The organism is Rhizobium sp. P44RR-XXIV, from assembly GCF_001999485.2.
In the GTDB taxonomy this organism is placed as follows: domain Bacteria; phylum Pseudomonadota; class Alphaproteobacteria; order Rhizobiales; family Rhizobiaceae; genus Rhizobium.
In genome coordinates, this window is the sequence record NZ_MPVZ02000027.1 from 809,622 (window position 1) to 829,894 (window position 20,273).

The 20,273-nt window shown below is 56.0% G+C and carries 19 protein-coding genes and 1 pseudogene; 8 read left to right on the top strand and 12 right to left on the bottom strand.

Features of this window, described 5'->3' with window-relative positions; all coding sequences use genetic code 11:
- The first annotated feature begins 433 nt into the window (after positions 1–433).
- The 3 genes from BSK43_RS16035 to BSK43_RS16045 all read left to right on the top strand — a co-directional run bounded on the left by BSK43_RS16035 (position 434) and on the right by BSK43_RS16045 (position 3,041).
- Positions 434–1,291 carry a DUF6502 family protein gene (locus BSK43_RS16035; RefSeq protein WP_077472443.1) on the top strand — a complete coding sequence of 286 codons (858 nt, stop codon included), beginning with the start codon at positions 434–436 and terminating at the stop codon, positions 1,289–1,291.
- Complete coding sequence (locus BSK43_RS16040; protein WP_136686993.1) at positions 1,288–2,319, top strand: DUF5666 domain-containing protein; 1,032 nt, start codon at positions 1,288–1,290, stop codon at positions 2,317–2,319. Before BSK43_RS16035 ends, BSK43_RS16040 begins: the two co-directional genes overlap by 4 nt.
- 179 nt (positions 2,320–2,498) lie before the next feature.
- Positions 2,499–3,041 (top strand): hypothetical protein, encoded by a 543-nt coding sequence (locus BSK43_RS16045; RefSeq protein ID WP_077472442.1) that lies wholly within the window; start codon positions 2,499–2,501, stop codon positions 3,039–3,041.
- A 184-nt stretch (positions 3,042–3,225) separates the two neighbouring features.
- Here the strand turns inward: BSK43_RS16045 and BSK43_RS16050 are convergent, their stop codons facing one another.
- The 10 genes and pseudogenes from BSK43_RS16050 to BSK43_RS16095 all read right to left on the bottom strand — a co-directional run bounded on the left by BSK43_RS16050 (position 3,226) and on the right by BSK43_RS16095 (position 13,114).
- Positions 3,226–4,350, bottom strand: a complete 1,125-nt coding sequence (locus tag BSK43_RS16050; protein ID WP_077472464.1) for a glycosyltransferase family 1 protein — start codon at positions 4,348–4,350, stop codon at positions 3,226–3,228.
- A gap of 357 nt (positions 4,351–4,707) precedes the next feature.
- A complete protein-coding gene (locus tag BSK43_RS16055; protein ID WP_077472441.1) occupies positions 4,708–5,835 on the bottom strand; it encodes a glycosyltransferase family 4 protein in 1,128 nt (375 codons plus the stop codon).
- Between the two features lie 70 nt (positions 5,836–5,905).
- Positions 5,906–7,333 (bottom strand): mannose-1-phosphate guanylyltransferase/mannose-6-phosphate isomerase, encoded by a 1,428-nt coding sequence (locus BSK43_RS16060; RefSeq protein ID WP_077472440.1) that lies wholly within the window; start codon positions 7,331–7,333, stop codon positions 5,906–5,908.
- Positions 7,334–7,411: 78 nt separating this feature from the next.
- On the bottom strand, positions 7,412–8,326 hold the full coding sequence (locus BSK43_RS16065) for a galactosyl transferase (protein ID WP_077472463.1): 915 nt from the start codon (positions 8,324–8,326) through the stop codon (positions 7,412–7,414).
- A 1,010-nt stretch (positions 8,327–9,336) separates the two neighbouring features.
- Entirely contained in the window at positions 9,337–9,984 is a 648-nt protein-coding gene (locus tag BSK43_RS16070; protein ID WP_077472439.1) for a glutathione S-transferase family protein, read from the bottom strand.
- Positions 9,981–10,421: an SRPBCC domain-containing protein gene (locus BSK43_RS16075; RefSeq protein WP_077472438.1), complete on the bottom strand. Its 441-nt coding sequence runs from the start codon at positions 10,419–10,421 to the stop codon at positions 9,981–9,983. Before BSK43_RS16075 ends, BSK43_RS16070 begins: the two co-directional genes overlap by 4 nt.
- Positions 10,418–10,732, bottom strand: a complete 315-nt coding sequence (locus BSK43_RS16080) for a metalloregulator ArsR/SmtB family transcription factor (protein WP_246662594.1) — start codon at positions 10,730–10,732, stop codon at positions 10,418–10,420. Before BSK43_RS16080 ends, BSK43_RS16075 begins: the two co-directional genes overlap by 4 nt.
- 67 nt (positions 10,733–10,799) lie before the next feature.
- A pseudogene (locus tag BSK43_RS16085) lies at positions 10,800–11,294 on the bottom strand (FtsX-like permease family protein); the annotation flags it as partial.
- Between the two features lie 44 nt (positions 11,295–11,338).
- Complete coding sequence (locus BSK43_RS16090) at positions 11,339–11,560, bottom strand: hypothetical protein (RefSeq protein ID WP_136686995.1); 222 nt, start codon at positions 11,558–11,560, stop codon at positions 11,339–11,341.
- 288 nt (positions 11,561–11,848) lie between these two features.
- Positions 11,849–13,114: a cytochrome c peroxidase gene (locus BSK43_RS16095; RefSeq protein ID WP_077472435.1), complete on the bottom strand. Its 1,266-nt coding sequence runs from the start codon at positions 13,112–13,114 to the stop codon at positions 11,849–11,851.
- A gap of 231 nt (positions 13,115–13,345) precedes the next feature.
- On the opposite strand from BSK43_RS16095, the gene BSK43_RS16100 reads away from it, so the two are divergent.
- Both BSK43_RS16100 and BSK43_RS16105 read left to right on the top strand, forming a co-directional pair.
- The gene (locus tag BSK43_RS16100) at positions 13,346–14,890 is read left to right on the top strand and encodes an acid phosphatase (protein WP_077472434.1); all 1,545 of its coding nucleotides are present in this window, start codon (positions 13,346–13,348) and stop codon (positions 14,888–14,890) included.
- Between the two features lie 194 nt (positions 14,891–15,084).
- A complete protein-coding gene (locus tag BSK43_RS16105; RefSeq protein WP_077472462.1) occupies positions 15,085–16,467 on the top strand; it encodes a glycerophosphodiester phosphodiesterase family protein in 1,383 nt (460 codons plus the stop codon).
- 390 nt (positions 16,468–16,857) lie between these two features.
- Here the strand turns inward: BSK43_RS16105 and BSK43_RS16110 are convergent, their stop codons facing one another.
- Positions 16,858–17,427, bottom strand: coding sequence for a TetR/AcrR family transcriptional regulator (locus BSK43_RS16110; RefSeq protein ID WP_077472433.1), 570 nt, complete (start codon positions 17,425–17,427; stop codon positions 16,858–16,860).
- A gap of 287 nt (positions 17,428–17,714) precedes the next feature.
- Here BSK43_RS16110 and BSK43_RS16115 point away from each other — a divergent pair, with 287 nt between their 5' ends.
- The 3 genes from BSK43_RS16115 to BSK43_RS16125 all read left to right on the top strand — a co-directional run bounded on the left by BSK43_RS16115 (position 17,715) and on the right by BSK43_RS16125 (position 19,445).
- Positions 17,715–18,398: a lysozyme inhibitor LprI family protein gene (locus BSK43_RS16115; RefSeq protein ID WP_136686996.1), complete on the top strand. Its 684-nt coding sequence runs from the start codon at positions 17,715–17,717 to the stop codon at positions 18,396–18,398.
- A gap of 198 nt (positions 18,399–18,596) precedes the next feature.
- A complete protein-coding gene (locus BSK43_RS16120; RefSeq protein ID WP_077472431.1) occupies positions 18,597–19,052 on the top strand; it encodes a hypothetical protein in 456 nt (151 codons plus the stop codon).
- Between the two features lie 135 nt (positions 19,053–19,187).
- Positions 19,188–19,445 (top strand): hypothetical protein, encoded by a 258-nt coding sequence (locus BSK43_RS16125; protein ID WP_136687000.1) that lies wholly within the window; start codon positions 19,188–19,190, stop codon positions 19,443–19,445.
- Between the two features lie 234 nt (positions 19,446–19,679).
- On the opposite strand, the gene BSK43_RS16130 is transcribed toward BSK43_RS16125, so the two are convergent.
- Positions 19,680–20,063, bottom strand: coding sequence for a hypothetical protein (locus BSK43_RS16130; RefSeq protein ID WP_136687002.1), 384 nt, complete (start codon positions 20,061–20,063; stop codon positions 19,680–19,682).
- Between the last annotated feature and the right edge of the window lie 210 nt (positions 20,064–20,273).

The following is a 20,273-nucleotide window of genomic DNA, read 5'->3' on the forward strand; positions in this document are numbered from 1 at the left end:
TGAACGGGCTTCCGACATCGGCTGGACTGCGCTGACGGAGTAGCTAGCACCGTTCGCTCAGCGTCTTGGAACCCGTAAAGCCGCCCGACAATAAATGCGCCGACCAACGGCCACCATAACCCAAAAACTGCAAGAGAGCCGCTGAACGATGCATCCTCATGCACTGATTTTGAGACGGTAGTTATAAGGCGATTGACATGTGGGAAAAAATCCCATTTAATATTTCCGAACGTTAACCGAGACAACTGGTTTCAATTTGCAATGCGCCGAATGAAGGCTTTGCCACTTCCCTTCAGACGTCCCGAAAGGGAATTCATTCGCAAGCCTTCGTTTTCCGGATGCATGAAGGAAGCGGGCCGAGTGGGGAGTAACGCGTTCGGGCTATCCGAATGTGCGCGAAAGGGAAGCATCAATATTCAGGGTTGGGTGTGAAATGCCCGCAATTAAGACCAAGATGCGGGAGGATGCCGTTCAGCGAGTTCTGGCGCGAATCCTGCGGCCTTTCGTTCGCCTGTCTCTCGCAACCGGTTTGGCGTTCCCTGCTTTTGCAGCCGTGCTGCGTCGGGTGTACATTGATGTTGCCGAAAAGGAATTTGCCTTACCCGGCAAGCAGCAGACAGACAGCAGAATATCACTGCTCACCGGCATTCACCGCAAGGATGTGAGCAAACTCAGGGTCGGCGAGCTGCCGCTGCCAGACCTCCCGCCTCCAGTATCGCGCACAAGCCGCATCATTGCTCGATGGCTCGCGGATGTTCGATACTGCAGCGAGGACGGTCTGCCGAAGGCGCTGCGCCGTACTGGGGAAAATGGTGAGGCGTCGTTTGAAAGCCTGGTGGAAGATGTGACACGCGATTTGCGCCCACGCGCCGTTTTGGATGAATGGTTGGATCGTGGCATTGCAACACTGGACCATGAAGACCGTGTTCACCTGAGCAGCACCGCGATAGTTCCGGAAACAGACGACGGAGTTAAAGAGCACTTCTTCACACGCAACATCCACGACCACGCTGCCGCAGCCGTGCACAATTTGGTGTCAGCCGATCTCCCGTTTTTTGAGCGCGCAGTACACTACAATAATATCTCTCCAGCCTTGGCAAGAAAGTTGGACGAAATCAGTAAAGCTGAAGCAATGGACCTGCTCGTCCGCCTGAATCGAATAGCCAATGAGGAGGTGAGAGCCGATAAAGGTGGTGAGGCGCGATGGATTACCGGGATATTCGTTTTTCGAGAAGAGTACCCGGTGTCAAGCCCTTCCGTCGCCGACGACAATAGACAGGACGATAGATGATGTCCGTGATCCTCGATCGTCGACGCTTTCTGCAGCTTGCAACGGTTTCGCCCCTAGTCTTAGCCTCTGTCGCAAGGCCCGGTCAGAGCAATGATCTGTCAACGCCGCTGGACCACGGAATTGGAGGAACAGGACAATCCATAAGTGGAGAAACCGATCATGGGATTGGCGGGACGGGTGTATTTGGAACAATCCAGCGGTTTGGTAGCATCTTCGTCAACGGAAATCGAATTGCCTATTCGCCCGATGTGCTAGTCAACATCGATGGTGTACGTGCAGATCAGCGAGCCCTACGGCTCGGACAAGTGGTACGAGTTGCGCTGAACGGATCTCCAGATCATCCATCGGCGCATGCAATATATGTGACAAGCGAAGTGATCGGGCCGATTGAAAGCATGAGTACAGACAGCATCGTCGTTCTTTCACAAACCATCGAACTCACCCCTCACACATATAGGCCAGCGCTCAAACCAGGTGAGATCGTCGCAGTCTACGGCATCCGTAAACCTGATGGAACTATTGTTGCCAGCCGAATTGAGAAGCGAGTTGCGAAAAGCCGAATGCTGTTGCGTGGTGTTGCTCAAAGCCACAATGGTCACGTGAAGGTGGGTAATCTAATAATAGATATCGCTGCCCGCTCCTTCGTGGGACATCGAGTTGTTGCAGAGTTCGGAAGAAAACGGGGGGTATTGCGGGTCAAGAGTTTGAAATTGGAGGATCTAGTACCAGGTCTTCGGGAGGGTACTATCAACGTCGAAACCTACGTCGAGAGAGCCGGCGAGACTGTAAGTGTCGGTGTCGGTGTGACGTTGAATGCGGCGGGCTTTCCGGGTTCGGCCGATAATGGTCACACCTTTGTTAATATGTCCCTCCAGGAGGGTAGGCTGGTTTCGCCGCAACTCCAGGATGGGCAAATGCCGCAGCCACCAAACATAGATGGGCCACCAACCACGTCACCTGGGCGACCGGATCCAAGCGGACATGAATCCGGCCCGGGATCCGACGGTCCCAAGGGACCTCCGAAATAGCTTCGTGCGCGAAATGCCCTTATCATTTTCTCAGTTGCGATGCCAAATCGTTCAATGCGTAAAGCACATTTTCCGGGAAGTGTCAGCCTAGGGAGGCAGCCATTCCAACCAACATTTGTAGGCACTCCAAAGCATAAGGGCGAAGTTTGATTAGACAGATCAATAAAGTCGAGGAAGACATGAGAACACAAGAAAAGCGAGTAGCATCCTCTATCGTTGATCCCTCGGCCGTCAACACTATGGAGTGGTCGCAGATGACATGTGATGAGCCACATCAAACAATCGAACCGATCACTGGCCAGAATGGCGCCCACATTGTCGAGGAGGGAGACAGGTCATCTAGCCGTTACGACAACACAAAATTTCATGATGCGGGCCCGACCGATGACATAACTCGTCTACTTAGGTCTTACTCGGAAATGCACGCTAATGCGATCGCAAGGGTTGGCGATTGGGTTTCCGGAAATGCCGTGTGTGCGATCAGCGAACGTGTTCGTGCCATCGACGACCTAGTTGTGGAAATACACAATCATATCGGCGCCGCCCGCGACCGAACGTTCCAGAATTTTTGCTTGATCGTTGCTGGCGGTCTTGGTGTTGCCATCGGTATTATCGCTGTCTTGCTGTCGTCGTTGCTCTTTCCTCCTCGAGGCGAAATCGGGCCAACATTCGACCACGATGTTTCCGCTGTGGCATCGCCCTTCACCAGCGGCAAGAACTAAAACGTACGCACTCTTCCAATGCATGATGACACAAAAGCGGTGAGCGCGAGCGGTCATTGTTTCGAAGCGATACGGGGGTGACTGGGGGCCATGCGCGAGGATAATTTACGCAATCCTTGATAATTGTTAGGCGCGACATCCAGTCCTTCAGGCGAACATTTAGTCCAGGTTAGCTTCTCCACTTTTATTCACACGCCGTGCGTCGTTTGGCGATCGCCCTTTTGAAGATATGTTCAAGTTGAAGCGCGCTTTCGGACCAGTTGAACCGCTGAGAGTTCGCTCGTGCGCTTGCTGCGAGACGAGTATGGAGGGCGCCGTCCATAGCAAGGCTTTCCAAGCCGTCAAGGATTGATTGCACATCGCTGGGATTGACAAGAATGCCGGCCTCACCTGCGACCTCGGGCATGGAGGACGTATTGGACGTCAACACTGGGAGCCCCATGGCATTCGCTTCTATGATTGGGAAGCCGAAGCCTTCGTAGAGAGATGGCATCGCTAGAAAGCGAGCGTAGCTGTACAGTTGTGCGAGATCGGTGTCGGATACATAGCCTGTCAGCCGAACAGACGACTCGATCCGCAACGCTGCGACCTGCTCTTTTAGATCACCCAATCTCCAGCCTTGACCCCCCGCGAGCACAAGAAGAAAGCGCTGCCGCGTGGCTTCGGGTAGAGCGGCATAGGCTTGCAGCAATCTCGGCAGATTTTTGCGGGGCTCAAGCGTTCCCACGAAGAGTATATAGGGACGGTCGATCCCGAACGACGACAGCTTCTTCGGAACCAGCGTTCCGGCAATGGCCGTCAGGCCAGGGTGGATAACGTTGAGCTTCTCCCTGCACGTCGGAAATGCGGCCTTCAACACGTCGGCCGTGGCCGCCGAAACTGCAACGATCTCATCGGCCACGGTCACTCCCGGCTTCATCAGCCAGCGATCAGCTATCCATGTCTGCCAGCGCATGGTCGCAGCCATATCTCGCCAGACGAGGTCGTGAATCGTGATGACGCGGGGAATGCGGTGATCGAGGAAAATGGGCAGACGATGCGCCGGGCCCCAAAATATGTCAATTTCATCCTGTGCGGCGCGGCGCGGTAGTTCCGTCTGCCCCCAGATCATTCGCCTGATGGCACCGGGGAAGCGCCCCACATGCAGCGTTCCCGTGGGTAAATCCTTCAGACCCTTATGGGGGGCTTCCGGCAAGTAGAAATGCAGTTCATGGCCGAGAAGCGCCAAATGCCGGCTCATTTCCAGAAGGTATCGTCCAATTCCGGTCGTGCTCGTTACCAGATTGCGCGCATCGATGCCGATTTTCATTCGCCAGCCATCCATGAGCCGCTGCATGGAGCCGTCTTGCCGTCACAACGAACCAGTCTCACACCATTCCGCAAGCCAGATTGATAACGTGCATCATTCATTGCAGGACATGGCTGGCGCTGGTTGTCCGGTTCCTCTCCCGGCTCGGCGCCGAACACGGTTTCGCTGGCCGCAAGCGTCCTGTACATCCTGGCGTGCCGCTGATCGGGGTAATTCAAGATGTAAGCGGTGGCCAATGCCGTGCACCTCGGAACGAGCGTCTGGGCAATAGCATGTTGCATAGGGATTGATCCGTCCCAATTGTTTGGATGGAAGCGAAAGCCGGCTCGGTTCCATGCGGAAACCAACGGCCGCTTTTCACAAAGCATTAGGCAAAGAATCCATTATTCTTGCATACGACCGGCAGTAGCGCTGAACCATTGCATTAGAACCCAGCTTATCGCGGTACCGCGATGAAGCGCCGATGCCGTGGGAGCTGACGGTATCGGGGGACTGAAGAAACCGCTTCATGGCATCAGACAGCGCTGTCGCATCTTCGGGTGGCACGATCACCCCTGTTTCGCCCTGCTTGTTCACGAAACTCGTTCCTGTGCCTATCTCGCAGCTTATCATCGGCTTTCCGAACATGGCCGCCTCGACCAGCGATAGCCCGTAGGCTTCCGAACGCAGATGTGAGGGGAACACGAAAGCGGTGCACAGTTCCAGGAGCGCAGTCTTGTCGACGTCGCTGACGGCACCCAAAAAATGCACGTTGGACACGCGGGCACTCGCCGCCTGTACCCGCAGCTTGTCCTCCATCGGTCCCTTGCCGACGATCAGGATATCGGCATCAACATTCTTGGCCGCCTCTATGAGAAAGTGCAGCCCTTTGTAATAGCGCAACACGCCGACGAAGAGAAAGCATGGCCTGGGGAAACGCGCTCTCCAGCTGCCCCTCAGTTCTTCCGATGCGCGAGGATAATCCGTCTCGTCGAGACCTATGGGAATGATCTCCGTCTTGTCACGGTATCTTTGCAGCACCTCGCTGCTCTCCAGGTAATTTGGCGAGGTTGCGACGATGCGGTCGACGCTCGACAAAAAGCGGTGCATCAGCGGCTTGTAGAGCTGCAAGAGTGTCTTCTGCTTGACGATGTCGGAATGGTAGGTGACGATCGATGGCTTTCGCGGCGGTTGCAGTACATGCATCAGATCCATGAATGGCCAGGGAAAGTGGTAGTGGACGATATCGGCCTTGGCGCTCAGTTCCCTGAATTTGGAGATGACGTCGAAAGAAAAGCCGGTGGAAGCGAACTCGAAATCGAGTTTCGCCTTGTGCGCCATGTGACCGTCGAATTCCAGCGTGTTGACAACCGGAGTGCGGCTGAGTGTCAATACTTCGGACTGGATACCGTGAGCAAGGCCGCCTTTCGCGATGGCGTGAATAGTTCGTTCGATGCCACCGAACGAATCCGGGTAATAAGTCTTGAAGAAGTGAAGGATGCGCATTTCAAATGCCTCGAACTGATCGTCTGCCGCGTTATGTGCTTGAGCGTTGGCGCTGTGCCTAAGGCGGACCTCAACTCCGACCAAACTCGTCGGAAGTACGGACGATGTCGTCCTCACCGAGATAGGACCCGGTCTGCACCTCGATCATTTCCAGCGTGATTTTACCCGGGTTATACAGGCGGTGCAGTTCGCCTTGCGGGATATAAACGGATTGGTTTTCACGCACTAAAGTCACGTTGTCTCCGACTGTCACTTCAGCCGTGCCCTTGACGCAGACCCAGTGTTCCGAACGGTGAAAATGCTTCTGCAGCGATAGTTTTTTGCCTGGAAGAACGAACAGGCGCTTCACCTGGAAACGGCCGCCGTTTAACAGCGATGTATAGCCGCCCCATGGGCGGTAGGAGGTTGGGTGGATTTCCGTCAGGTTGGCCGTCTCCTTGGTCTTTGCCAGGTACTTGACCAGCTTGCCGACCTCCTGCGCCTTATCGAGGGGCCCCACATAGACAGCGTCTTCGCTGGCGATGACGGCCACATCCTTGAGGCCCTGGACGGCCAGATGCGAGGCGCGCGACAGCACGAGCGAGTTTTCCGTGTTCATGACGGTGGCATGGCCGATGACGACGTTACCCTTGTCGTCCTTTTCGCCGAGCTTCCAAACGGCATCCCAGCTGCCGAGGTCCGACCATGCAAAGGTTGATGCAACGACGGCGGCCTTTGTGGTCTTTTCCATCACCGCATAATCGATGGAGATGTCTGGGCATGCCTCGAAATTCGTCTTGTCGAGACGGACGAAATCGAGATCGATGGTGGCTCCGTCGACTGCAGCGGCTACTGCCCGGTGGACGGCCGGGGCAAATGCTTCGAGTTCGCTCAGCAGCAGCTCCGCACGGCACATGAAGATGCCGGAATTCCAGAAAAATTTCCCGGCGGCAACCATTTCCTCGGCTGCGGCAAGCTTCGGTTTCTCCACGAAACGTTTGACCTCATAGGTGTCGGTCGAAAGCGGTTCGCCCTGTTCGATATATCCATAACCAGTGGCTGGTTCGCTCGGCGTGATACCGAACGTAACGATCTTGCCGGAGGCGGCCGTCTGGCGCGCGGTGACGATCGCATCACGCCAATCCTTGCCCGCATCAATCTCCTGATCTGAAGCTAGCAGCTGAAGGATTACGTCTTCGCCGAATGTCTGCTTGAGGTATAAGGCGGCAGCGGCGATGGCTGCTGCCGTGTTGCGCGCGATTGGCTCGAGGATGATCGTGGTCAGATTGACACCGACTTCGCGGGCCTGCTCGGCCACGGTGAAACGAAAATCTTGATTCGTGATAACGACGGGCGCCTCGTACACGTCGCAATCCGCAACGCGCTCCAGTGTTTCCTGGAACAGCGTCTTTCCATCAACGACCTGAATGAACTGTTTTGGCGCGCTTGATCGAGACAATGGCCAGAGGCGGGTGCCCGTGCCGCCAGCCATAATGACGGGAATAATTTTCTGGATCATAAAATATCTCCGAGGGTCTACGGAGCCGTGCACGATTAGATGCAAAACGACGTAATTGGCATTTGTTCTGAAAGGTCTTCAAACGGCGGGCGCGACGCCTGTTGGCCGGCTTCCTTGGCGCTCACCGATTCCATTTGCTTCAACGCCGAAAAATTCGTCTTGCAACACGCGGCTAAGGAGGCGCATGCGCTTGAGGTTGCGCAAGAGTTGGCCGGGGTGACGAAGGATTGACCGGTTGAGAAAATAGGCTCGAAACAGATTGGGGGATTTGCTGTGTGCGCCGCTATGGCCCACACGATAAATTGCGCCGCGGAAGGGAAGCGACCCCAGCGGCGATCCTGCATCGGCGAGCAGCTTGCCGATGCGCACATGGCTACCGAGCATGGATTTGATGTAGTCGACACCGGCATCCTCGAAAGCTGCCGGTAACCTGTAGAGATCGGACCTTGTGATCAGCGACGTACCGCAATAGTTGGCGAAGTCGTCGTGATGCAAAAGCAGTCGTCCGCCTTCGCTCCAGAGATAGCCGCGGTCTATTTTCCAGCCGTTGGCGGTGACATTTCTCGCGACGAAATCGACGATATTGGCGCTGATGAAGTCATCATCATCGACGACCATGAAGAAATGGGTATCGCGGGCGGAAAGCATGCCCGTCAATACACGGCGGCCTTTGTCCAGCCTTACGGCCTCATAGACCTGCTCGCGTTCGGCACTATGCAAGTCGTACAGGGGGTTGGCGGGAAACGTTACCCGTTGAACTGAGAACTTGGGCGGCAGATCGGGTAGATCGGCACCTTCATTGGCAACGATCACGCCGCGCCAATTGCCATTGGATTGCCCAGAGATTGATGCGATCGTCTGTGCCAGCCGCCGTTTCAGCGAGGGCCAATCCTTGGAATTGGCCTGATGTCGAACGGGGATGACGAATGTGACGAGCGTTTTCCCCTCAGCTTCAACGAGGGAAAGCGTAGCTCTGCAGGATGAAGAGGGCATTGCGGTGTAATCGAAAGACATCTGAAGTCACCCAGAAAAAATGCTTGTTGGGGAGCAGCCGGGCGGCTGTTAGGTGTCAGAGGCCGGAAACTTAGCTAAAATTACTTCCGGCTCCAGTCCGCCAGGAGTGTTGGCTAACGGCGGCGTTGAAAGCGGTAACCAGGGTCTATGATTGAAATTCGACTACAAGATTTCGAAAGATTTCTTTTGGTTTAGATAGGTAAATCGATCACGGAGCCCATTGCCTCACCGTGGGAGGGGTCTGCCTGTTTAATGAACAAGTACAATCAATAAGTAGCTGGTTTCATGGGATTAATTTTGATCAACGCGGTCTTTTCCCACGAAGACAGATGGGTTGAGGACAGCGCCCACGGCGGGTTTTGTTTACAAAATTCAACGCTTCGAAATAACACCACACGGTGCCCTGCAAACGGCATAGGGGTCTATCTGTCTCAGAAGCGCGCGACACAGACGACAGCGCGCTGTCATCTGTGTTCTTGAGCCTGATCCAGTTGCGCCAGAGAGTGGATTCAGCGTTGCAAAAGGTGATCGCTAATCAGTGCGACGCCTATGTCTCTGAGTTGTTCCGTATTTTCCCGGCAGCCCGCGCCTGCGACAAGAAACCGGCGAGGGCTGAGTGTTGAGCTCTTTACGAGGCAACTCCTGTTCGCTTTTCTATGAAGTGCCCGGGGTAGAGACCCATTCGCGAAAGCGAGTAGGTTGTCAGGTTTTTGTGACTGCTTTTTTACGTCCAAAACCGACCACTGCATAATCATGGAAGTGTCCACTTGCGTCGGGAACGTCGCTCAGACAGAAATTTCGATGAAAATTAGTATCGTGGCTTTTGGAAATGACCCTGTCGGAGGTTGGCATCCTTGCCAAGAGCTGCTGCTCACCTCCGATTGGATACTGATCGAACGCCGATCATGGGGCTTTGCAACTTTGGGTGATGTTGGTCGCTCCAAAAACATGGACAACAGCAAGCGATGAATTTCGCGGCAGCGCATGGTTCAAGCGGCGTCTGCCGCAGCGAAATGAGCCATCTGGTCGTCGTATGCTTTCACAAAGGCCGGTCTGGCCACCAGGCGCTTGACGTAACTGTGGCAAGCCGGATGGTTTTTGAGCCCGTCAAACCGCTCGATCTGTCGCATGACATCTGCCATCAGCAGGTCGGCCACAGAAAATCGGTCGCCGACCAGCCATTCGCGCCCGGCCAGCACCGTCTCCATTCGATCAAGTCTCGCCTTCAGGAAGTCGTCGACGAACCTGGCCTCGGGCGCTTCGCCAGGAAAGCCCATGAACCGGAACAGCGCCCACGGCTGGCTCGGCAGGTCGACCGAGTTGAGCGCGGCGATAACCCACTCCAAAACTTCGGCTCGCCCTCGGGGATCGGCGGGCATGAGCACCGGGCTTTTCTCGGCGAGGTGCAACAGGATCGCGCCGCTTTCAAAAATAGTCAGGTCTCCGTCGGTCAGCCACGGGATCTGGCCGAACGGTTGTGCTGCAAAATGCTCAGGGCCACGGTCTCGAAACGGCGTGCTCTCCACCCGATAGGGTAACCCAGCCTCTTCCAGCGCCCATCTTACCCGCAGGTCGCGCACGAGGCCGCGCGGCAGTTCGGGAACCCAGTCGTATGTTGTCAGGATCAGGTCGGTCATTGATCAACTCCAAGGAAGACGGGAAGCTTGTCGAGAAGGCCAATCCAGCCGCTTTCATGACTTGTGCGGGCTTCTTCGTCGGGCAGATGCTCATGGGTGAGTGTCAGCACGGTTCCTGCGTCGAACGGTTCAAGCCGGAATGTCACCAGCGATTTCGGATCGGAGGTTCCGGGCAGATCCCAGGTGAAGACGAGCAGTTTCTCGGGAATGACGTCTTGATAGATCCCGGTCGGGTTGTGTTCGTCGCCGTTGAGTAGCCGGAACACGACGCTGAAGCGGCCACCCGGCCGGACGTCGGCAACCACACTAAGGGTCGGTCCTGCATCAGGCCCCCACCACTGCATCATCAGTTCAGGCTCTGTAATGGCCGCCCAGACCTTTGCAGGGGTGGCCCTGATCCGACGCACGATCGTAACGCCCGGAAGGCCGTCAGTCATTTCGTATCATCCTCTTCCAAGAGCGTGGCGAGCCGATCAAGGCTAACGGTCCAGAAGCGCTCATAGCGATTGAGCCAGGCCATGGTTTCTTGCATCGGCGCGGCGGAGAGATTCACAGCGACGGTGCGGCCGGTCTTCGTCCGGGTGATCAATCCAGCATCGGACAGCACGTCCAAATGCTTGGTCATGCCGGGTAGCTTCAGCGAAAATGATTGGGCGAGCTCGCTGACGGAAAGTCCCGGCCGATCCAGCAAACGCTGCAGGACGCCCCGCCGGGTTGGGTCCGACAGTGCCCAAAACGTGCGGTCCATGGATGATGACTGATGCTTCGCCATGTAGCGAAGTATTTATCGTAGTGATGGTGATGTCAACCAGGAATTAAGGTTCTTCGTACCTCAACGCATCGATGGGGTCGGGTCTGGCTGCGCGCCAGGCCGGAAAGTGCGTGGCGAAGAAGGAGAGGACGAGCGCCATCGGGACGACTGATACCGTTTCCGCGATGTCCATGCGCGCTGGCAATTGACCTAGGAAATAGATCCAGAGATTGAATATTGTCCTCCCCGATATCGACGAGAAGAACTGGCGGACCGATTCGATATTCATGCACACGAAGACGCCGATCGCCGCTCCGGTCATCAAGAAGATGCGCATGATCGCGCCGCTCGTCGCGCCCATCGTGCGCAGGATTGCTATGTCGGCGCTCTTGTCCTTGGCCAGCATGAACAATCCCGAAATGATATTGAGCTCGACGATCAGCATGATCAGCGTCAGGATCATGAATATGACGTTGCGCTGAACCTGAAGGGTCGGGAAAAAGGTCTGGTTGCGTTGGTGCCAGTCGGTCATGAACACAGGCCGCATTGCCGCGTCCTCGAAAGCCGAAAGCGGTCCGTCGCCCTTTGTCGAGCCGGCCTCGCTCATGCGGCGGCTCCCAGAGCGCCAACGACATTGTCGAGCGGCAAGGTGGGGCGCTCACCGGTCTTGCGAGTCGCATGATTGTGATTTGGAGCAGCGGCAAGGTGTATCGTCACTGGAAAAAGCTGGTAGCCGAGCATTGCGGCGGGATCGGGTAGGCGACATTTGAAAGCCCCGTCCTTAGCCGGCACGGTGCCGGCAACAGCTCCAAAATCAAAGGTCAAGGTTCCCTTCGTGCCACGATGCATGGACGAAAATCGCTGCGTCTCGCCGCATGCCGATCGATGGTCGGAGTTCCCATCTTTTTGTACAGCATCCCCCGGTTTGCGCCTTCCGAACGCGGCGCGTCCTAAGAGAGATGTCGATTGGAGGTTTAAGCAGTGGATGGCTTCATGTTGCCCGATCGCGCGAATGTCGTTTCATTCAACCGAGCACCTGATTGTTCAAGCCTTTGCGTGCGCAATGCTCGATGCCGGGCATGATCCTCCGCTTTGCCTCCCTACAGGATCAGGCTACCGAGCCGCTTGGGGATCCTGATCTGCGTCAGTAAGCGTCCCCAGAAAAGCAACGATGTCGTCGATCTCTGCATCCGTTACCCCAGGGTCCTCGTGTGGCTTCTTGCCGAACGGCGGGTCCTGATTGAGATTGTTCCAATAAGCTGCAGGCAGGTCATCATATTGACGGACTGTGCCATCGGCATTGTGCGGATACCATCGGCCCGGGTCCGTGTCGCGTGTCACATAAAATGAGACGACATCGCGGAGCGAATGAAAATAGCCATTGTGGAAGAAACTGTGGCGGAGCGCGACGTTGCGGAGCGTCGGCGTGCGGAAGAGGCCGCAATATTCTGCGCGCCCTTTCAGGTCGGTTCTCTGTGGACCGCAGAGGCCGAGATCGAAATAGTTGGGGTCCTTGTTTGCGGGAATGTCTGGATTTCGCGGCACAGCTAGTCCAAGAAAGCCGAAATCGGAAAACTGCGGCGGCTCCCCGTCGTTGGCAGGTTCGCTCAAATGACAACTCGAACAGTTGCCCTTCGCGGGGTCTTCGAAGAGAGCTCGACCGCGCAACTCCTGAGCTGTCAAACTGCCCTTGCCAGCGAGGAAGGCGTCGTATCGGCTGGAATAAGGATAGAAATCGGGACCGCTTTGCTCGAAGGTCGCGAGTGCCTCGACGGCCGCGGCGAAAGCATCCTCGGTGTGATCGAAGACGTCAGCTCCGAATATCATCTTGAATTCTTCCGCATATGGCGCGTTGCGCAAGCGCGCAACAACGTCTTTCGGGTCTTTGTTTGCCATCTCGAACGGCGAAAGCAGGGGGATCTTGGCCTGATCGTAACCGTGATCCACACGACCGTCCCATGTGAGGCCACCCGTCGGCCCGTTGTCGATGCTTTCGTCGCCTTCGTCCTCGGAATCGTAAAAGTGCTCTGTGAATGTCGGTACGGACTGCAGGTATCGAAGCGAAGGAACCGCGCGCAAGCCAGGCTGATCCATGTGCTCTCCTCCCAACTCCACCGGAGACGCCGAGGCCGGTCCGTAGGCGTGGTGCGGGTCATGGCAGGAAGCGCAAGCCTGGAGGCCCGACGCCGAAAGAGATCGATCGGAGAACATCTTGCGGCCGACCTCCGTCAATGCCCTGGCTCTGGCAAAAGCTGCAGCTCGTGACATTGGCCCTGGATGAATGCCAACACCATCGCCGGCGGCGGTCTCATAGAGAGGCACGAGGGCAAGCAAGAGCGCGAGCCCACCGCCCGTCATCAGCGCACGGGTTGGCCACATTTTATTGAGCGTCAATGTCGCATTTCCGTAAGATTTCAGGGCGGTCTGGATCATAATCGAGCGCGGGTGCAACAGAATGATGACGGAGAAATTCTAGACCCCTGTTACGATCTCCTGCCGTCACAAAAATGATAGGAGAGAAAGTTAGCGTGTCGCTTGCAAGCCTCTCGGCATCCGCTTGGACGGCTCCGCTCCTCTAGCCAATATCCCCTAGCCATGAGGTAATCCGCCGTGAAGAGGCTCAAACTACTCCATTTCTTTTATTTGGCCGCCGCCGCAATCTTACCATCTGCTTACTCAACGGTGGTTCAAGCAGCCCCCGCCGGATACGACAAGATTGATACCGTAGTGGTGATCTACGCCGAGAACCGTAGCTTCGACAATCTTTATGGCAGTTTCCCTGGCGCCAATGGGCTTTCTAGCGCAACAGCCAGTCAGGCGCGTCAGCTTGACCGCAATGGTCAGCCCCTTGCGGAATTGCCTCCGGCATGGGGTGGATTGACAGCGAAGGGGGTTACTCCGCCGATCACGGAGGCACAATCGGCGCATCTGGCGAATGCGACATTCGCGATCGATGACGCAAGCGGCTTCGCGCAGTCTTCATCGGTGATCACGCGCGATCTCTGGCATCGTTTCTATCAGGAGCAGATGCAGATCGATGGTGGCAAGAATGATAAGTTCGTCGCGTGGGCGGATTCTGGCGGCCTTGTCATGGGCCATTACGACGGTTCCAACCTGCCCATGTGGCAGATCGCAAAGAAATACGTTCTTGCCGACAATTTCTTCCAGGGAGCATTTGGCGGGTCATTTCTGAACCACTTCCAGTTGGCCTGCGCCTGCGTCCCTGTTTTCCCGGATGCCGATAAGAGCCCGGCAAAGCCGACCATCGCCAAGGTTGACGCCGATGGTGTTTCACTGACCGTGGTCGAGAACGCGCCCAAATCGGCTTTGGAGGGTGCGCCGAAATTTGTATCAGACGGTAATCTCACGCCCGACTTCCACGCCGTCAATACGATGCAACCGCCATATGAGCCGAGCGCCAATCCTCCCGTTGCTGGCGGCGATACGGCCTTTGCGGACCCCAGTCTGCCGACAACCTTGCCGCCGCAACACGACATCACGATCGGCGATCTTCTGACGCTGAAAGGTATTGATTGGGCTTGGTATGCCGGAGCTTGGCAGGCGACCCTTGATGGGAAGAATGCGACGCCGGTGCCGAACTTCCAGTTCCATCACCAGCCATTCAACTATTTTGCCGCCTATGCACCCGGTACTCCGGCTCGCGCCCAGCATCTCAAGGACGGAGGCCTCGGCGGCACGGCCTTTATCAAGGACATCGATGACGGCAAGCTTCCTGCGGTCACGTTCTACAAACCCCAGGGAAATCTGAACGAGCACAGCGGCTACGCCGATGTTTCAAGTGGCGACCAGCATCTTGCCGACATCGTTTCTCATCTCGAAAAGAGCCCGCAGTGGGGTCATATGTTGGTGATCGTCACTTACGACGAGAACGGCGGGTTCTGGGATCATGTCGCTCCTCCGAAGGCGGACCGTTGGGGTCCCGGCAACCGGATTCCCGCTTTTATCATTTCCCCCTTTGCGCGGACCGGAATGGTCGATCACACGCAATATGACACGACGTCCATCTTGCGCTTTATCACCGCTCGCTATGATTTGCCCGTCCTGCCGGGTCTGGTCGCCCGTGACAAGGCGCTGCGCAACAATGACGAGCCGCCCATGGGCGACATGAGTGCGGCGCTCGATTTGACGCGGTAATCACGCAGGCCTCGGACACTGTCCGAGGCCTGCCACCTTTCCGCGGCAGGAAGAGTTGTCTGACGGCCCTCAGAGGCAGGGCGACTGATGGAACCCTCAGTGGGAGTCGTCATGCGGTCGTTACAGGGCGGTGTGATGCAGATAGCAGCGGCGCGGCTAAGCGCCTGATCGTCAATGATTGAACGGGGATGATGATGAAACACGATACCAGAGCTGGTTGCCAGCTGGTCGGCGTCGCCATCTTGGCATTGTGCCTCGCCTTGCCGGTTCGCGCGCAGGACACTTCTGCATCGGCAAATGCCAAACCCTTCCTGACGCTCGACGGCAAGCAGCCGCTGGTGATAGGCCACCGCGGGCTTCCAGGCCTGATGCCGGAGGAAACATTGGCCTCCTATGATATGGCCGCCGCCCTCGGCACCGATGCCCTGGAGGAGGATATTCACCTCACCAAGGATTGCCTGCTGGTCGCACGCCATAATCCCTGGCTCAGCGACAACACGAATGTGGCGGAGGTCGCCAAGACCAATGCTGATGTCGCTGCTCGCAAGCGCACGGTGCCCGGCGTCATGGTCAAGGTCAAATGGGCGCAGACACCGACAAGCGGTCCGGCCGAATATCTGACCGATCTCACCAATCCCTCCGATCCGAAATCGGTGCTGAAATCTTTGGTGGTTGACGGCGAAGATCACACCAATGACTGGTCGATCTCGGATTTCACACTGGCCGAACTCAAGACCTGGATCGCCGGCACCACTTTCGATGCCGCTGCCGAGCGGCCGAAGGAGTTCAACGGCAAGTTCCCCATCCTGAGCTTGCAGGACATCATCGACATCGCCAAGGCCAAGACCAAGGAAACCGGCCGGACGATCTCCGTCTATCCGGAGACCAAGAATCCGACCTGGAACGATGCGCAGGCCATTGCGAATGGTTGCGGCGCGCCCGGCAGTCACCCGCTTGAAGATGCGATGATCAAAGCCATCGACGAGAACGGATTGAACTCGAAGGAAGCGCCGATCTTCGTTCAGAGCTTCGAGCCCGGCAGCCTGAAGTATATGGTCAGCCATGGCCTGAAAACGAAGGTGGTGCAGCTTATCGACGGCGATGGCGTTGATTTCAAGACTGGCGCCGTCAGCTATGACGATATCACCAACAGCCGCCCCTTTGACTGGACCGTAGCAGGTGATCCGCGCTGGTTCGATGCGATGCTGACCCCTGCCGGACTTGCGGAGATCAAGACCTATGCCGATGGCATCGGGCCGTGGAAGCCGCAGATCATCCCGTACAAGATCACGGCATGGCCGGAGAAGAATGCCGACGGAACGCCCTTCAAGCCCTCATACTCGCTGTCGACGACACAAGCGCCCACCACGCTCATTGCGGATGCGCACAAGATCGGTCTGTTCGTGCATGTGTTCACCTTCCGCAACGAGAAGAAGTATCTGGCGGCGGACTATGGCGGTGATCCGCAACAGGAGTTCTTGAAATTCTACCGGCTCGGTACCGACGGGGTCTTTACGGATTTTACGAATACCGGCGTGCTGGCCCGCCTCGCATATTTGCACGAACTCGGACGCTGAGGTCGCCGATTGCCGGCGTCCGAGCCAAGCCGCGTTTTCAAACGCCGCAGCGATAGGCAAGGTATCGCCCTAGTGGCTTGATCTTTCGCATGGGCTGCGTGAGTTGGGTTATGATACGGACACTCTTTGAAAGAGCGAGCATTCCCAAGTTCACTAAGAAGGTTCCATAATTGAGCGATATGCCACAGCATTCGAATGTGCCGTGGTTTCAAACCCCTTCAAGGCAACCCATTGCGACGTGCGGCATATCCAATGGCGTCAAAGCCTTAGGGTCTGAAATGATTGCGCCACATGGAAAGCCGTCGGCAATCGCGAAGCCCCATTCCGCTATCTGCGTCAGGAGAACGAAGATTGGGTTCTTGCTCTCAATCAGTCCCATTCGTTGTTTTTTCAAACCTGTCGAGCGTTTGCCTGATCAATCAGAACTTCCGCCGCGTTCCACGCTCTAGTTGCAATCGTCGGATTGTGAAAGGCACGAGCATCGATCGTCGCGCCATCAAGCAGAATCATGAGGATTGACGCGGTGCGTGCTGCTGCTTGCTCTGGCAAAAGGGACGTCAGTATGTCGCCCATCCATTCGGTCATTGTTTGCTTATACTGAATGGCGATCGTCGAGATCTTCGGATAGTCGGTTCCAAATTCCGCGAGCGCGCGCTCGAAAAGGCAGCCGGCAAATTCCGGAGTGGCAAACCATGCCTCATGCCAGGCGAAAATAGCATGCAGCTGTTCCTTCGCCGATGCTGTTGGCTCAACAGATGCGCGAAGACTGGCCATGATGTCTTGATAGCGACGGTCGAGTACCGCGCTGATCAGGTCGTCCTTACCTGGGAAATGGTTGTAGAGCGTCATGCGGGCGACACCGGCTTCGACAAGAATTCGGTCGACGCCGACGGGATGAAAGCCGTGCCTTGAAAACAGGTCGGTTGCAACTTTGATAAGTTGCTCTTTTTTCGAGCTCATTGATGTCTCAGGCCAAGTTAAGTCCTGTATTAGGCATTGTTAGATCCGTTTGTCTAACGGTTTCCATATGGACAATATAGACCGATCGTTCTATCTAATTTCGCGACCGGCGCCGGCTTGGCGGTGCCTGCAAAACGCGCGAGAGATTCTATGAGTTGATTTGCGCGTTTGTTCAACTCAGTTTTGCGTTTCGTGATGACCCGGTTGCCCAGCCTAACTATTGGCTTTTCAATATTTTCGATCGATCTGAACGGGTTAGCGTGAAGTTGCAGTTAGGGTCAAACCTCGTGAAACTCAACATCAGCGGAGATAGTTTAATGAAGCAAGCCTCTTTTGCTCACCTCGGTGTGGCTGTGGGCGCATTGCTCTTGGTCGAAGCGGCGCTCTGGGTGGCTGTGCCTAATCCCGCCCTTGCCGCGGGGCTCGATTGCACCAAGGCCGCGTCCAATGTCGAGAACATGATATGCGCAACGCCGGCCCTCTCAACACTCGACGGTACACTCAACCGCGTTTACGACTGGGCGCTTGCTGATGAGTATGCGGTCAATAAGGGCAGGCTTTCCGCCGATCAGAAGAATTGGATTACCCAGACACGCAACGTGTGCACCAGCGTTGACTGCCTGACTGATACCTACGATGGTCGTATCGAGGAACTCGCCACGATCAAAATCGGCGAGGAACGTGCTGCGAGCTACGTCAGCAATCCTGCCGATATAACTAGAATCACCAAGGAAATGCAGAAGGCTCTTTCGGAAGTAGGTATTTCCCAGCCGCTCAGCGGCTGCTCCCATATTCTATCTCTGACCTCACATAGTTCCAGCTATGGCGCCTTTTGCGATCTCGGCAATCGAAAGAAGGTCGAAATTTGCGAAGAGAGTATGTTCGGGAATCTCGCCGTGAATTTCTATGGATTCGAAGTAAGCGGCCGTAGCCTTGCCGTCTTCACCCAAACCGCCTGCCCCGGCGGATGACAGCCATCAGTGTGATATCGCAAAGCAAACGTGTCGGCCATGAACGATCGCGATATGAAGGCATGGCCAGGATAACGATTTCCATATGGACTTTATAGACCGATCGTTCTATCTAATTTCGCGACCGGCGCCGGCTTGGCGGTGCCTTCCACGCACGCGAGAGATCCTATGAGCGTAATGACGAGAGTATCGGCCCTGTTGTTTGCAGCGGCCGTTGTGACAAGTTGTGTGCCCGCCTCGCAAGCAGGAGCACCGATCGCCAATCGATCGTCTGCCGACATCTCTCCCGATGAATGGGCCAATGTCATCGCGATGGATCAGAAAGCGGTGAAAGCAGGTGTGATGTCCCCGGAGATCATCCCGATCGACCTCACCCTTTCGAAGATGATTCCTGAGGGGCAGGCGATCGTCGCCTCGCATGATCAGGCCAAGGCAAAGGATTGGTCGCAACGATATCATGCTCTTATCGCGCGGAGAAATGAGCTCGATCAGAAATCCGCTGCAGCGCATCCGATCCACTTCAATGCCGTTCAGAGTGATCCATGCCTGTCGCCAATGGGAAAAGATATTTGCACACCTCCACCGCCAGTTCAGGCCCAGCCAATGTGCTCGGTGAATTATGGTGATACCGTTGGCCTGGTGCCCTGCGGTTAGGAGGCTCATGCCTCTCTGCGGGATGAGCGTGCGACCTTACCCTGTTGGCGGCCCGTTGACTGCGTTGGATCTGGACCATAGACGGAGATGTACTTGGCTGAGAATGGTTCTCAACAGACGCACCAGGACGCTCACATGACGCCGAAAGAAGAGTGGTTGCAGTACAGCGGGTGGGTTTCAGGCAAGGAGGCCTGGTTGCGCGACAGAATTGCGTCTCTGTTCGATGTTGAGAATCCCAATGCAGCGCAACAACAACTCCTCCATATGGCCGGCCTGCGATTGACGCTTATGGATCTTCCGTCTGCAGCCTATCCAAATCAAGAACGAGAGCTGAAGGCTCTGGCCGAGGCCGAATTCGGGTTGCCACCCCAGGAGGATTACGCCGCCTCTTGATTTCGGCCTTCGTCGGTATCAGTTTGCGGACTTTGGATACAGTCCTTACCGATCCGGTGGTTGATCGCGACCTGCATCAGGGAAACTTGCGCGGGATCCGTCCGCGAGCGGTGCAAGCAGGCATTATTGCGTGGATCAAATCTGCAGCGAGGAAGCCCTATCTCGGCATTCTTCATGCAACGCGCTTGAACTGCCGATGGCCGGGTTGGGGGCATAGAACAAGATCTGCTCATATCATCCTGTAACGGCACGCAAGCCGTTGCTGAGGGCAGTGACATAGAGCACGAATATCAACAGGGCAAGGAGAGCGGGGCTGATCACAATCAGCATGCCAACAAGGCGGCGCCAATTGCGCCGTGTGACCAGATAGAGCGAGGGGGCGGCAACACAAAGGCCTGTCCAGGCGAGTGACAAGGCCACGATGTGGTCATCCATGAATTCATACGTGATCCAGCCCTGGTTGGTCCCAGGTGCCATCGCACCCAGTTGCAATTTTAGGTCACTGAGCTGAACTAGGCCGGTGACGTTGATCGCAAGGATTGCCAATCCCAGTAGCATGCCGCCACGCAAAGCGAAAAGACGGCGTTCGAAGGGCAGGGTCTTCAAGGAGCTGCGCATGAAATTGCCTGTCAGGATTTCAATATATGGGCCCGGCATAACCAAATATGACGAAATCCCTACTCCAGATGCAATAGACCGCCTCGGCGGCGATGTCATTTCTCCGGCCTGGTTGTGCGACAAGATATGATCGCTGACCCTAATGTTTGTTCGCCTATATGCACCGGGCTGTGATGCAGGAACGCAATTGGTCATCGCAGCGGCCCAAAC